General features: G+C 41.6%; 10 protein-coding genes. 2 read left to right on the top strand and 8 right to left on the bottom strand.

Annotated elements, in window-relative coordinates:
* Positions 1–100 precede the first annotated feature (100 nt).
* Positions 101–1219, bottom strand: coding sequence for a 3-isopropylmalate dehydrogenase (leuB, locus tag EHW67_RS15560; RefSeq protein WP_126163311.1), 1119 nt, complete (start codon positions 1217–1219; stop codon positions 101–103).
* An 8-nt stretch (positions 1220–1227) separates the two neighbouring features.
* A complete protein-coding gene (locus EHW67_RS15555; protein WP_126163310.1) occupies positions 1228–2400 on the bottom strand; it encodes a 2-isopropylmalate synthase in 1173 nt (390 codons plus the stop codon).
* Between the two features lie 147 nt (positions 2401–2547).
* Here EHW67_RS15555 and EHW67_RS15550 point away from each other — a divergent pair, with 147 nt between their 5' ends.
* Both EHW67_RS15550 and EHW67_RS15545 read left to right on the top strand, forming a co-directional pair.
* Positions 2548–4092, top strand: a complete 1545-nt coding sequence (locus tag EHW67_RS15550) for a hypothetical protein (protein ID WP_126163309.1) — start codon at positions 2548–2550, stop codon at positions 4090–4092.
* 9 nt (positions 4093–4101) lie between these two features.
* Positions 4102–4965 carry a DMT family transporter gene (locus EHW67_RS15545; RefSeq protein WP_238389960.1) on the top strand — a complete coding sequence of 288 codons (864 nt, stop codon included), beginning with the start codon at positions 4102–4104 and terminating at the stop codon, positions 4963–4965.
* Between the two features lie 13 nt (positions 4966–4978).
* Here the strand turns inward: EHW67_RS15545 and EHW67_RS15540 are convergent, their stop codons facing one another.
* From EHW67_RS15540 to EHW67_RS15515, 6 genes are all read right to left on the bottom strand, one after another.
* Entirely contained in the window at positions 4979–5491 is a 513-nt protein-coding gene (locus tag EHW67_RS15540; protein ID WP_126163308.1) for a DUF4252 domain-containing protein, read from the bottom strand.
* A gap of 42 nt (positions 5492–5533) precedes the next feature.
* Positions 5534–6232: an RluA family pseudouridine synthase gene (locus tag EHW67_RS15535; protein WP_126163307.1), complete on the bottom strand. Its 699-nt coding sequence runs from the start codon at positions 6230–6232 to the stop codon at positions 5534–5536.
* Between the two features lie 79 nt (positions 6233–6311).
* Positions 6312–7130: a 3-methyl-2-oxobutanoate hydroxymethyltransferase gene (panB, locus tag EHW67_RS15530; RefSeq protein ID WP_126163306.1), complete on the bottom strand. Its 819-nt coding sequence runs from the start codon at positions 7128–7130 to the stop codon at positions 6312–6314.
* A 404-nt stretch (positions 7131–7534) separates the two neighbouring features.
* Positions 7535–8821, bottom strand: coding sequence for a DUF3748 domain-containing protein (locus tag EHW67_RS15525; protein ID WP_202911997.1), 1287 nt, complete (start codon positions 8819–8821; stop codon positions 7535–7537).
* A 140-nt stretch (positions 8822–8961) separates the two neighbouring features.
* On the bottom strand, positions 8962–11202 hold the full coding sequence (locus EHW67_RS15520) for a ligand-binding sensor domain-containing protein (RefSeq protein ID WP_126163304.1): 2241 nt from the start codon (positions 11200–11202) through the stop codon (positions 8962–8964).
* Positions 11203–13563: 2361 nt separating this feature from the next.
* Positions 13564–14988, bottom strand: a complete 1425-nt coding sequence (locus EHW67_RS15515; RefSeq protein ID WP_126163303.1) for an L-serine ammonia-lyase — start codon at positions 14986–14988, stop codon at positions 13564–13566.
* Positions 14989–15689: the final 701 nt, after the last annotated feature.

Below are 15689 nucleotides of genomic sequence, written 5' to 3'. Positions count from 1 at the left end.
ACAGTTAATAACAAAGAGTGTAGTCTAGTTTTGTATATATAATATTCAGGGATGTTTTAATTTAAAGAAAGGAGTAAGTTGGTGTAGGTAATGGGATTCTTTAAATAATGGTTGATTTTCCCAGACCTATATTCTCATAATTATAGTTAAGGTTTTCATCAGAATCAATGATATTGTCGGCAATAAAAGCGCCAACCTCACTGGTACCGTATCTACTGTTGGCGTTCAAATCTTTTGTGACCACATTTTTCCTCATGGATTTATGCACTGCAATGACCACGGCTCTGGATTCCTCATGCATTCCAAAATGGCTCAGCATCATAGCGGTTGAAAGTATAGAGGCTACCGGATTGGCAATGTCTTTACCTGTTGCCTGGGGGTATGAACCGTGAAAAGGTTCAAACATGGCATGTTCCGCACCTATGGATGCTGAAGGGAGTAGCCCTTTGGAGCCGCAGATGGCACTTCCTTGGTCAGAAAGAATATCCCCAAACATATTTTCAGTTAGGATAACGTCAAATTGATTGGGGTTTAACATCATCTGCATGGCGGCATTATCTACAAAAAGGAAGTCCAATTTCACTTCTGGATAGCTCTCGGCAATTCTGGTCACAACCTTTCTCCATAAACGCGAAGTTTCCAATACATTGGCCTTGTCCACAAGTGTGAGTTTCTTTTTTCTGCTTTTTGCTGCCTTAAAGGCCAAATGGGCAATTCTGCTAATTTCTTTTTCGGAATATTCACAGAGGTCGGAGGCATAGGTCCCGTCCTCGCTCCATTGTTTTTCCCCAAAGTATATACCCCCGGTAAGCTCCCGGTAAATAACGAAATCCGTTCCAAAGATGACGTGTTTTTTTAAGGGTGATTTGGCGACCAATGTGGGGAATATCCTAACTGGCCTAATGTTGGTAAATAGCTCTAGCTCTCTTCTAAGTTGGAGCAATCCCTGTTCCGGGCGTACCCTTGCGCTAGGGTTGTCATCGTATTTTAGAGTGCCTATGGTTCCAAAAAGAATGGCATCGGATTCCTTACAGAGATTTATGGTTTCCTCTGGTAAAGGGGAACCGTATTTGTCCATAGCAACGGCTCCTATTAACCCTTCGGTATAGGTAAAGTGGTGGTTAAAGGTTTCCTCCACGGCCTGTAAGCATTTTACAGACTGGGCCAAAACCTCGGGACCAATTCCATCTCCCCCTAAAAGAGTTATTTTTAAATCCATATAATTTATTATGCTACACTTTCTATTTTAATACCACTGGCTACTATGATATCGTGGATATCCTCGTCCATAATTTCCTTTTGTTTGTCCGCAAATTTCAGGAACTCTTGGTACACCACATCCAATTGGGTCTTGGTAAGCTCATAGCCTACATTCTTGGCCCTGTATGCCAATGCGGCCCTTCCGCTTCTTGCGGTAAGGACAATAGAGGACTCATTGACCCCAACGTCTGCCGGATCTATAATTTCATAGGTTTCCCTGTTCTTGATTACACCATCTTGGTGGATCCCTGAACTGTGGGCAAAGGCATTTGCCCCAACTATAGCTTTGTTGGGCTGTACATATACGCCCATTTTTTGGGAAACCATCTGACTGGTATCATATAGTAACTTACTGTTTATGTTGGTGTCCAAATTAAGGCTTGGGTGTTGTCTAAGGATCATCACCACTTCTTCAAGAGCAGTGTTTCCGGCACGTTCACCAATTCCGTTAATGGTACATTCTATCTGTCTAGCCCCGTTGATTACTCCGGCAATGGAGTTGGCGGTGGCCAAACCTAGATCGTTGTGACAGTGACAGCTCAAAATAGCCTTGTCTATACCTTTTACGTTTTCCTTTAAATATTTTATTTTGGCACCGTATTCTTCTGGAAGGCAGTACCCGGTGGTGTCAGGAATGTTCAGTACGGTAGCCCCGGCTTTTACTACAGCCTCACATACGCGTGCCAAAAATTCATTATCGGTACGTCCAGCATCCTCTGCATAAAATTCCACATCCTCCACAAAGGTTTTGGCATAGCTTACGGCATCTACCGCTCGTTCTATAATGGCGTCCTTGTTGGAGTTGAACTTAAACTTTATATGGGATTCTGAGGTTCCTATACCGGTATGTATTCTTGGTTTTACGGCGTATTTCAGGGACTCGGCAGCGACTTCTATATCCTTTTTCACAGCGCGGGTAAGACCGCAGACTGTTGCATTTTTTACAATTTTTGTAATCTCCTGAACAGAGTTAAAATCACCCGGACTGGAAATAGGGAATCCTGCTTCAATGACATCTACCCCTAAAAGATCCAATCTTTCGGCGATTATCAATTTTTGCTCGGTATCCAATTTACATCCTGGTACCTGCTCTCCATCTCTTAGTGTTGTATCAAAAATTTGTACCTTATCTTTGCTCATTATATTTACGTAATTTTAGGTGCGCTATACGAATATAGTACTAGTAGGTTAGCTAGGCTTTGGTGTAAACGGGCATTTACAACGTTAAATAACTTTTTAGAGTATATAAATCACTGAATATCAATAATATAAACCTTTATTATTACGATGACAAATGCGCATAAAGATGCATTATTCGTTCTGGTCAAATCACTTTCCAAGTCAGAAAAACGTCAATTTAAATTATACGTTGGTCGCCTTGGGGTGAATACAGATGCCAAATTCCTGGCCCTTTTCAATTTATTGGATAAAATTAAGGTGTACGATGAAAAATTAATTCTGGAAAATGGTATTGTAAAAAAGGCCCAGTTATCCAATCTTAAGGCTCATTTGTATAAACAGATCTTGGTTAGTTTAAGACTTAATCCAGTAAATCAGAATATTAGGGTTCAGATTAGGGAGCAATTGGATTTTGCTACCATCCTCTACCAAAAGGGACTTTATAAGCAAAGTTTAAAGATTTTGGATAAGGCAAAGGCTACGGCCATTGAGAATGAGGAAAAAAATGTGGCCTATGAGATAGTGGAGTTGGAAAAGGTTATTGAGACCCAATATATTACGCGTAGTATCCCAGATAGGGCAGATGAGCTGGCCATTCAGGCCAAAAAGTTGTCGGAATTGAATGTTATTACCAGTAAGTTATCCAATCTGTCGCTCCAATTATATGGGCAGATGCTCAAAATAGGGTATGTTAGGAGTGATGATGATCTAAATAGGGTCAAAAAGTATTTTGACAAACATATGCCCAAATACCAGATAGAGGATTTGGGGTTTAGGGAAAAGCTGTGGTTGTACAAGGCGCACCTTTGGTATAGTTTTTTGCTTCAGGATTTTTTGTCCTGTTATAAATACTCCAGTAAGTGGGTAGACCTTTTCTATGACAATAAGGAAATGATCTATCTAAATCCTGTTTTCTTTTTAAAAGGGAACCATTACCTATTGGAATCCCTATTTTATGTGAAGTACAGTTCGCAATTTAAGGAGACTTTGGAGCGAATGGAGAAAATAGTGGAAAGCAAGGATTTTCCGGACAATGACAATATTGCCTCCTTGGCGTTTCTTTATATCAATCTGAACAAGTTAAACCTACATTTTTTGGAGGGCACTTTTGAAAAGGGACTTTATTTGGTGAAAATTGTAGAGTACGGCATAAACAAGCATAAGGATAGAATAGACCAGCACCATGTAATGGTATTGTACTATAAGATAGCCTGTCTGTATTTTGGTATAGGGGACAACAAAACATGTATACAGTACCTAAAGCGCATTATTAATAATAAAAATCTTAAGATGCGTGAGGATTTGATGTGTTTCTCCAGGGTCTTGAGTCTTATTGCCCATTATGAGGCCGGAATGGACTACCATTTGGAAGTACAACTTAAAAGCACCTATAAATTTCTGTTGAAAATGAACGACCTGCATGCGGTACAGAAGGAAATGATCAAATTTTTAAGACGATTGGGGGATATCTTTCCCCACGAGTTGTCCAATGAGTTTCAGAAGTTGTACGATGAATTAAAAAAATACGAAAATCACCCATATGAAAAGCGGGCTTTTTTATATTTGGACATTATTTCCTGGTTGGAAAGTCATTTACAAAATAAACCTGTAGCCCAGATTATTAGAGAGAAGGCGAAGTCCATTACCAGATAAAACAAAGACTTGAAAACCAAAAGCCTTCACATAAACCATTTACTGGAGATAAATCTGGCCATGTTGTTCATTAGCACCTCTGGTGCCCTGGGCAGGTATGTACAGCTTCCAGTACCTGTAACCATTGCCAGTAGGGCCGGTTTGGCCTTTTTATTTTTGTTGTTGTACTGCAAATGGAAAAAGATATCGTTCCGTATTGCCAAAAAGGATATGCCGGTAATAGTATTGAGCAGTCTTTTTTTGGGTATCCACTGGATAACCTATTTCTATTCCCTGCAACTCTCCAGTGTGGCCATAGGCATGTTGTCCATGTTTACCTATCCCATAATAACGGCCATGCTGGAACCCATAATTTTAAAAACACCTTTCCAGCGTATCCATTTTGTCTTGGGGTTACTGGTTTTGTGCGGTATCTATTTGTTGGCACCGGACTTTAAGTCAGGGAATTCCCATTTAATAGCGGTGGGCTTGGGTGTTTTTTCGGCCTTGGCTTATGCCATTAGAAATATTATGTTGAAGTCTAAGGGGAGTAGGTACAACGGTTCCATGTTAATGGCCTACCAAACAGGAATTGTGGGATTTGTTTTAGCGCCTGCATTTTTTATGTACCAAGTAGGTGGCGCTATAGCGGAACAGTGGCCGGCCCTGGTGGCCCTTGCTTTATTTACCACGGCTATTGGTCATACACTTTTTATAAATTGCTTTAAACATTTTACCATTACAACGGTGAGTATTATTAGCAGTATACAGCCTGTTTTCGGGATTATTATCGGGATGATATTCTTATCCGAAATCCCCAGTTGGACAACTGTCATTGGGGGGGTACTTATATTAAGTTCTGTAGTGATAGAAAGTGTGCGTTCCTATAAATAATATAGGGGGGAATTTAATTGGACAGATTTACCCCGTAATTGCCCAAGAAATTCCCAAGGTTGTCAAAATCGTTATTTTGTGCCATGTGTCGCACACGGGCTGGGTTAAAGTCGCCATTGATATACAGTAATGAGCCGCTGCTAATATTATTATTGTAGATTAAAATTTCTTTAACGCTGTTCTTGCGTTCCCGTATAGAAACCACTGAGCGTTTTAATTCATCATTTTTACGAAAAATTTCAATGAAAGAGTTTCCGGTTATACCATTTATTTGGGTATTTAGGAATTGTGCTCGGGAGGGGTTTTCCACTGCAAAATGCATATATCTAAGGTCATTGGCGCCTCCTATCAATTCTTTTATTTCCGGTGAAATGCCACTGAGGGTGGTAAGCATAAATTGGGGTACTCTTATTGCCGTAACCTGATTGTCATTTTTGTGCGCTTCATAAAAGGAATCAATGGAATTGTAGCTTCCACAGGAGGCTAGGCATAGCAAACCTATAATAAATAATGATCTAGTTCCCATACTACCTTTTATAAAGGGGTGTGTACTAAATATAGTGAAAATTTACGTACAGGCATTCCAAATGCTTTCGGTAGGAGGGGGGGCAACCAATTGTAGCAATTCTTTTTTTACCGGATGGATAAAGGAGAGGCTTCTGGCATGCAGGTGGATACTTCCATCTTTATTGCTCCTATCTGCCCCATATTTTAGATCGCCCCTAATAGGGCAGCCAATGGCCGACAGCTGTGACCTTATTTGATGGTGTCTGCCAGTTTTTAAATTGACCTCCAATAAAACATGTCGGTCTAATTTTTTAATCAGCTTATAGTCCAAAATAGCCTTTTTACTGTCCGTGACTTCCTTAATGTTGGCGTAGGATTTGTTTTGCTTAGGGTTTCGTTTAAGCCAGTGGATCAAGGTGTCCTCTTCTTTAGGGGGCATTTTTTTAACTACGGCCCAATAGGTTTTTTTGGCGTCTTTTTCAGCGAACAATTTATTTAATCTGGGCAGGGCCTTGGAAGTCTTTGCAAAGACCACTATCCCTGTGGTAGGTCTGTCCAATCTATGGGCTACCCCAAGATATACATTACCAGGTTTGTTGTATTTATGTTTAAGGTAATTTTTTACCACTTCGCTGAGTGGTGTATCCCCGGTTTTATCTCCCTGTACAATATCACCTGCCCTTTTGTTTATGGCAATTAGGTGATTGTCTTCGTACAATACCTGGAGGTTTTCTGCAGTGGAAATTATTTTTTTGGACACCTGGGCCGTATTAATTGGGTTGTTGTAATACCATGTATAAAACTAATAAACCCTATTAGGGAGAAAACTTTTAAGGGGCTTAATATTGCTCATCATCGTTAGGGAAGTCGCTGGTTTTTACATCATCTACGTATTGGGATATGGCCTTGCCCATTTCGTCAAATAAATTCAGGTACCTGCGCAGGAACCTGGGGTTAAATTCTTGGGTTATCCCTAATAGGTCATGTAGTACCAGGACTTGGCCATCCACGCCATTTCCGGCTCCTATCCCAATAATGGGGATGGATACACTTTCAGCTACTTCCTTGGCCAATTTTGCAGGGATTTTTTCCAGTACTATGGCGAAGCATCCCATTTTCTCCAACAATTTGGCATCCTCTTTAAGCTTACGGGCCTCTTCTTCTTCTTTTGCACGTACGGTATAGGTTCCAAATTTGTAAATGGATTGCGGAGTGAGTCCTAAATGTCCCATCACTGGGATTCCGGCGTTTAGAATTCTTTTCACAGATTCCTTTATTTCGTGGCCGCCTTCTACCTTTACAGCATGCGCTCCACTTTCCTTCATAATGCGAATGGCGGAACGCAAAGCCTCCTTGGGATCACTTTGGTAGCTTCCAAAAGGAATGTCTACTACAACCAAAGCCCTGTATACGGCCCTGATGACAGAAGAAGCATGGTAGATCATTTGATCTAAGGTAATGGGAAGGGTAGTTTCGTGCCCTGCCATGACGTTACTGGCAGAGTCGCCTACTAGGATGACATCCACATTGGCAGCATCCACTATTTTGGCCATAGAATAGTCATAAGCCGTTAACATCGATATTTTTTCCCCGTTTTTTTTCATATCAACAAGGGATTTTACGGTGACTCTTTTGTATTCTTTTTTGGTAGTGGACATCTAGAATTGTTTTTGGTGGGATAAAAGTAATGATTTGTTATAAAAATTAGGAAGCTTGTACCCTTTACTTCTCTTAAAATTAATTTTGAGGCCATAAAATAGGAAAGCATATACCATATATCCTACAAGATAATAAGACATGAGCTTACTTTAAACTTTTCCCGTTTTTTGGTTTTTATACCAAGGAAGGGGCCGTTAGGGGATATAATGTAGCAATAAGTTAATATGGGTACAGAGTTCAAAATTTATGGGTCGGGCCAGGGTGTTCCTGCCGAGGTGTTCTGTTTTACCACATAGGGTATGTCTGGGTTATGCCGCTATCAGTGAATTGTGGTTATTGGGATAGCAGGTATAGGGCCCTAGCGGTATTAAAAGAAATATAGGTTTTATTTTTTTGGTCTGGCTTATAGTTCTATCATAAAAATTTGTTTGGACAGTTGGTTGTCTTCGTCCATCACCATTTTATTGTAGGCTATTTTATGACCATCATGGGACCACACCAGGTTGGAAGGTGTATACACGTCGGGTTTTGTTAACACTACGCTTTTGTCTTCGTTTAGTTTTAATCCTATCAGGGCATTGTTCCACACATATACAAGCTGATGTTCTTTTGGGTGCCAACGCAGGTAACCCTGGACGTCCGAATTATGAAAGCTCCTTTGGGTAGGTTGCCCTCCTTGTGGGGAAATGGTAAATACTTGTTTAATATTATTGGAGTCCTTGGCCAGGAACGCCAGCATACTGCCGTCATGGGAAGAGCGCACAATACCTTCACAGCCTGGGTATTTGGTGTTGGCGGTAAAAGTAAGCCTGCGTTGCACACTTCCTTTGGGAGGCGCTGGCATGGTGGTTTGGCTTCCTTCCAGCGGAGAATTGCCAGGAACGGTAATATCTTCTGGTATATCTACGATAAATACCTCGTCTACTGCCTCTCCATTTTGGTTTCTCACTGTGCCTATAAAGCCCCTTGCCCTTTGGATAGTGCCGTTGGGCTTTTTATAGCCTGAATGTCCAACCCAGCTATCGCCCGCTGCCCTATTTATTTCATCGGATCCGGGAGTTGGGTCCGGAACCACTTCTACCACTAGGGCAGAAAACCATTCCCCGGAGAAATTCTCACCGTCTGCAGAGTCGGCTATCCCTACAGGATGATTGCTCTTAGAAACCCCTATGGTCCTTAGGTTATGGCTCACCCCTGTAGAATCTTCTAGTTTTTTCATAATGGCGTCATTGTACGTAAAGCCTATCCATTGTCCGTCTCCACTGTATTCGTGCCTATGACTGCCTCCGCGTAAGGCTCCTGCTGTATAGGGGAAGGAAATATCCCTGGCATCCATAAAAATGGGTTTTCCAGGCTGATCATCCTTAATGATAACCCCGGTACGTCTCCATTGTTCATAAGGTTTGTCCGCAGAACAATTTAATAATCCATGTATAAAAACTACTTCGTTTTGGGTGTGGCTGTAGCTTACCGCACCTACGCCAGGGCCATATTCCTGATTGTTATCCAGTTCGTAAAGCGCTACTTTACGGCCACTTTCCAAATGGACCTTCTCTATTTTGCCATTGCCGCCAATACCTCCTTTTTCAGTCCTGGTATCATATACCAACCACTCATCGTCCGGAGAAAAATTATCATTATTGTCAAGGTCGTGATTATAGGAAAGGTCGTGTGTTATTTGTTTTTCCATTTTAAAATTGTCTTGTCCACAAGCACTAAAAAGTATGGGGGTTACAAACAATAGGATTATAGGGTTGTTATCTAAGTTAATCTTCAGTAGTTTTCTGCTGTTTTCCATAGTGGGTCTTGTGCTTTGTATAATATAAGGTCCTAGGATTGTGGTTCACTTATTACCCCTAGATATCTACCCATCCAATAGGGCAACAGCCAAATATCCCCGGCAGAGTATTCCTCACTACCATCTTTACTAGACACCCGGTCCAATCTAAACATATTGGCATTGTGTCGCTGTACGGGTCTTTCGTCTGGTGGCAGTACCTCACTTATGGTCTGTTCCCTAAAATTAGGTTCTATAAAAGTAATATCTTTTCTATGGCTGTTCATTATGTTCCAGGAAACCATATCCATAGGATGTTCCCTAAGGTACCAAGCAGCCTCTTCCAAGTCAAATTCTTGGGTACCGGTAAGGGCGGTCATAATGTTCCAGGCCCCCTCTTTCTCTGGCCGTTCTATCTCCCAATGGTCTATTATGGCTTCTTTGAACTTAGTTTTCAGCGTGTCGTTAAAGGCGTATTTATAAAGGCCCCAGTAGCCAACAAAGTACATTTCGTCGTCCGAGTGGTTCCAGGATTCCGATAACATTTTGCTCCAGTCATCGGCATCTTCTGGAGCCATGGCCACATCTTTCATGGGCCACATCAGGTTGTCCAAATACCCATGGTTTTCCATTAGGTCGAAGGCTTTTTCCTTGTATTTTTCCTTACCCGTAAAATGATAAGCCGTTTGTAACATGCCTATAATATTGGAAGCATTAATTTTTCTGTCGCCTACCATTTTAGGTCTGGCATTTACATATTCGGGATTCCATCGGCCCCAGGTAGTAGGTTTTCCGTCAAAGTCTACCATATACATATCGTTGCGAACAATATGGCTCATTAGGGTATCTATCAGGGTGATGGCACGGTCTTTTAGGTCGTTGTTCATCAGTTCGGCCATTACACCATAGGCAAAAATATGTCCAATGGCCTCATCGCTACTTGTTGTGGACTTCCAGTCCCATTCCTCATCATCTGTATGTTGCCATCTTTCAGGGTCGTGCAGTTGTTCTATATAACCACTTCGTTCAAAAGATCTGGATGGAAAACCGGGGACTGGATTAATACTGAACAGGCGTTCCATGGCATCCATGGATTCCCTGCAATTTTGCAAGGCTTCTTCAGATTGGGTCACCGTATAGCGGAAAACCTGTCCCGCGAGGTACATGGTAGTCCAGAGTCCGTCATTATCAGAATCTGAGAGTCGGCCCGTATCAAAATTACCGTTCTCCATATCTACCAGAGTAGCATTAAAGCCTAGGCGGATATGTCTGTTACGTACCTGTTTTTCATAATATTGGGCTTTGTCATGCAGGGTCATTTCCTCAAAAATAATTCGTCCCAACCCTTTGTCGGTCAGGATAAGGATAGAACCATCTGTACCTTTGGAAATGTGCTTTACGTTGTTTCCGGGCAGCCACCTTTGTCCGTAATAGTAGTCAAATTTTCCGTCTTTTTTGAGTTTAAATGCCCCTTTTGTAGAACCAAACCATAGCCTATTGTCTATGACTTCCACATAGGTAATTTCTGTCCATGGCAGTTTGGTTACTTTATTTCCAATTTGTTCTCCGCTGGCGGGATCCACTTCCAAGTAGCCATCGAGCGTGGTAAGGATCAGTTTATTGTCAAATAGGGCGAAAGAGGTGAAATTATTGCCCTGAAATACGGTTTTTAGGGTCTGGTTGCCTGGGCTGAAGCTAGAGATGGAGTTTTCACCCAAAACCCAGTAAGAATTATTTTTATTATCGAAGCGAATGGATTTAACCACATCATTGTTTAATGAGCCGGTCCAGGTAGGCTTTTTTTTGTGGAGGTATTGTAGCGATTGGCCATCGGACACCAGAAAACCGAAATCATTTCCAGCAGCAAATGTGTTCGCCTTGGGCAGCTGGTGTTTTAGATATAAGGTGCCGGCCCAGGCATTGCTAAGCACTGCTTTGTCGTCCAAGTAAACAAATTGATCTTTGTAGACCGTCATGGCCGAGATATTTCTATCGGCTATGGGCCTATAAGTCTTATCTTTTAATAGGGTGCCGGGATAGAGAAACTGACCATCATGTGTTCGCATTACCCCATCGGAGCCGGATAGCTGAATGGTTTGGTTACGGTCCATAAAGGCTTGGTATAGCAGAAGGTCATCCTGCTGTTTGTTATATTTTATGCTATAGTCCTGCAAGTAGGGAACGTCTTTGTAAACCGGAAGAGAAGCTGTTTTGGTTTCTGTTTTGGGAGCTTCGGAACAGGAAAACGATAGGAGGAGCACTGCTCCCAGAAAATGATGAAAATAATTTTTCATAAAAAGTAGAATTGTGTTTTTAGTGCTATTATTTGGCTGATTTGTAATAGTGACATCGGTTTTTAAAGGTATGGTATCATCCCACTAGTACAAATAAACCCTATTCAGGAGTATTGTGCCTACTATATTTTACATGATTTGCATTAAATATTGTCTTAATTGCCAAATTATGGTTGTATATGTTAATAAAGGGTTAGGATAATTGAAATTTTTATGCCGATAGGCTTTCAAAGAGACTTTTTGCCTAATGACTAATGCCAATGCCTCGTGACTAATGCCTGACCACTGATTACTGTTCACCACACATTGTTTATTGCTAATTGCTAATTGTTCATTGGAAAAGCCTTGCCCCGACCCAGGAGGGTGGACTTTTTCCACTATTCAACTATCTTTTCTCTCTTCTCTTTTCTCTCTTCTCTTTTTTCTTAGCTCTTTTTTCTTAGCTCATTGCCCTTTTGGCTATTGCCTAGTGACAACCTACTCTTAATTGATCCATGTCACCTCGACAGAGACCTTTTTCAGGTCGACGAGAGGTCTCACTTTTTTTGTTATGAGGTTATAGGGTTATGGGGATACGTCATTGCGAGAAGCTTTTGCGAAGAAGCAATCTCATAATATAAGAAACAGATTGCCGCGCTACGCCTACCTTTCGTTTTACGATACAATGATTTTATGAATAAGTTTCCCGAGGTCTGTTGCCAATAAATATTAGAAGCTTCCACCTCGCTATTGGGAAATGTTCATTTTTTTCATTGATAAAAAAACGACCAGGGCCGAAAAATTAAGGTACGGTGTACCTTGATTTAGAGGAGCCAGCAGAAGCCAAGGATAGGCTGATTTTTTTATACTTGAAATCTACGGGATTTCCACGTCCACGGAGCCCAGGCCGCTTTCACTAAGGTGAAATGCTCTTTGGGCACCTACCTCGCCGTCAGGCAGGCCTTCCTTTTCCAGCTGTGAAAATCCCTTGATTTACTACGCATATAAAAATAGGCCGTTAACCTTTCTAGGAGACTTTTAGCTTATGCATTCTGCCTTCAACCTAGTGACCACTGACTACTGTTTACTAATAACTGTTCACTCCTTATTGTTTATTGTTCATTGAAAAAGTCGTACCCCGACCCTAAAGGGTGGACTTTTTCCACTATTCAACTATCTTTTCTCTCTTCTCTTTTTTCTAAACTCTTTTAGCTAATGGCTTTTGGCTATTGGCTATTGATTACTGACTACTGATTACTGATTACTGATTACTATCCACTCTTCCTTGCTCCATGTCACCTCGACAGAGACCTTTTTCTGGTCGACTAGAGGTCTTACTTTTTTTGTTATGAGGTTATAGGGTTATGGGGATACGTCATTGCGAGAAGCTTTTGCGAAGAAGCAATCTCATAATATAAGAAACAGATTGCCGCGCTACGCCTACCTTTCGTTTTACGATACAATGATTTTATGTATAAGTTTCCCGAGGTCTGTTGCCAATAAATATTAGAAGCTTCCACCTCGCTGTTGGGAAATGTTCATTTTTTTCATTGATAAAAAAACGACCAGGGCCGAAAAATTAAGGTACGGTGTACCTTGATTTAGAGGAGCCAGCAGAAGCCAAGGATAGGCTGATTTTTTTATACTTGAAATCTACGGGATTTCCACGTCCACGGAGCCCAGGCCGCTTTCACTAAGGTGAAATGCTCTTTGGGCACCTACCTCGCCGTCAGGCAGGCCTTCCTTTTCCAGCTGTGAAAATCCCTTGATTTACTACGCATATAAAAATAGGCCGTTAACCTTTCTAAGAGACTTTTAGCTTATGCATTCTGCCTTCAGCCTAGTGACCACTGACTACTGTTTACTAATAACTGTTCACTCCTTATTGTTTATTGTTCATTGAAAAAGTCGTACCCCGACCCTAAAGGGTGGACTTTTTCCACTATTCAACTATCTTTTCTCTCTTCTCTTTTTTCTTAGCTCATTGCCCTTTTGGCTTTTGCCTATTGACTAATGACTGCTCAATGCTCACTGACAACTGTTTACTGATTATTGATGACTGTTCACTCCTTATTGTTTATTGCTAATTGCTTATTGTTCATTGAAAAAGCCTTGCCTCGACCCTAAAGGGTGGACTTTTTCCACTATTCAACTATCTTTTCTCTTTTTTCTAAACTCATTTAGCTAATGGCTTTTGGCTATTGACTACTGACTATTGACTACTGATTACTGATTACTGACTACTGACTACTGACTACTGACTACTGACTACTGATTACTGACTACTGATTACTGACTACTGATTACTGTTCACTGAATACTGCCCACTCACATTGCTAATTGTTTATTGTTAACTGTTTATTGTTAATAGAACATTGGCTATTAGCAATCGCTTAAATACACTCCTACGGCCAGTCCGCCTTCAGAGGTTTCCTTGTATTTGGTACTCATGTCCTTGGCGGTTTCCCACATGGTATTCACCACCTTATCCAGGGGGACTTTTGCATTGGTAGGATCGGAGTCCAGTGCCAATTCTGCGGCGTTTATCGCTTTTATGGCCCCCATACAGTTACGTTCTATACAGGGAATTTGTACTAATCCACCTATGGGGTCACAAGTAAGGCCCAAGTGGTGTTCCATAGCAATTTCTGCAGCCATGAGCACTTGTTCGGGAGTGCCTCCCAAAAGTTCTGTAAGGGCAGCGGCGGCCATGGCGGAAGAAACTCCAATCTCGGCCTGACAGCCACCCATGGCCGCAGAGATGGTGGCCCCTTTTTTAAAAATACTGCCTATTTCACCTGCTACCAATAAAAATTGCTTAATGTGCTTAAAAGTGGCCTTATGGTTTTCTATTACCAAATAGTACATAAGTACAGCCGGGATTACACCAGCACTGCCATTGGTAGGGGCGGTGACCACCCGGCCCAATGAGGCATTTACCTCGTTGACACTCAGGGCGAAACAGCTGACCCATTTTAGGATGGACCGGAATTTTACTTCAGTCTTCCTAATGGTTTCCAGCCATTCCGTTGGGGTGGAATAGGGGAGGTTGCCCTTTAGTTTTTGGTGCGTGTCGTAGGCCCTACGACGTACATTGAGTCCGCCCGGGAGGTTCCCTTCCGTATGGCAACCCACGTACATGCATTGTAACATGGTATCCCATATTTGTTGCAATCCCTGGTCTATTTCAGTATCCGATCGCAGGGAACGCTCGTTTTCTAACACCAATTCTGAAACCGACTTATTTTCTTTTTTGCAGCTGGTCAGCAGTTCCGCTCCATTTTCTATGGGATAGGGGAAGGTTTTAAAAACCTCAAATTTCTTTTTTGCCCTATTTTGTTCTTCCTTGACCACAAAGCCCCCTCCTATGGAATAGTAGGTTTCCTCAATTGTTTTTCCATTGGTCAAGGTGGCGGTAAAAGTCATACCATTGGCATGAAACGGTAAAAACTCTTTCTTGAACACGATATCCAACTTGGGGTCGAACTGAAGTTTATGTACGTTGTTTAAAGCCAGTATTTTATGCTCTTTAATGTCATTTATAATTTGGCTTATATTTTGGATGGGGAAGGTAACGGGGTCGGCGCCGGTAAGGCCCAACATAACGGCCAGGTCTGTGGCGTGTCCCTTGCCTGTCAGGGAGAGGGAGCCGTATAAATGTACTTGTATATGGGCAACGGATGGTAGTGATCTTTTTTCCAATAATTCCCCTATAAAACGCTCGGCTGCACGCCATGGTCCCAAAGTATGGGAGCTAGATGGGCCAACCCCTATTTTTAGCATATCGAAAACACTAATGCATTCCATTTAGTTCTGTGTTTTTGGTATTTATAATTTCCAGTAAATATAGGGTTAAGTATTGGGATTAATGATGGCGATTATTAGCAGTTTGTATGAAGTTGTGGACGTAATAATGCACAGGTCTAGCTATTGCCTAAGAGACGCGGCTAAAGGAAATTGATTAATGTGGAAATGTAGCAATGTGGAAATGTAACAATGGGTTAATGTAGCAATGTGGAAATGTAACAATGGGTATATGTGGAGATTGGGAATTGGTTATTGTTCATTGAAAAAGCCTTCCCCCGACCCTAAAGGGTGGGCTTTTCTACAATGCAACTGTCTTTTCTCTTTGCTCTTTTTTCTTAGTTCATTGCCCTTTTGGCTTTTGCCTATTGACTAATGACTGCTCAATGCTCACTGACAACTGTTTACTGATTACTCTTCACTCCAGCTTCTTATCTCTCTTCTCTTTTTTCTTAGCTCATTGAGCTTTTGGCTTTTGGCTTTTGGCTTTTGCCTATTGACTAATGACTGACCACTGTTCACTGTTTACTAATAATTGTTCACTCCATAATGCTAATTGTTAATGGACTGTTTGCCAGCCCGGGCAACCTTTCTGCTTCTCGGTACAATTTTATTTCGCTGTGCTACATAAAATCACTCGAAGTGACGAAAGGCGGGCTCGAAGTGACGGTGTTTGGCATGTAGATTTGAATGGGCGTCATTGA

It is taken from the genome of Arenibacter aquaticus (assembly GCF_003957295.1).
Lineage (GTDB): Bacteria > Bacteroidota > Bacteroidia > Flavobacteriales > Flavobacteriaceae > Arenibacter > Arenibacter aquaticus.
Note: the sequence above shows the minus strand (reverse complement) of the source record. Positions and strands in the feature narration are given on the sequence as shown.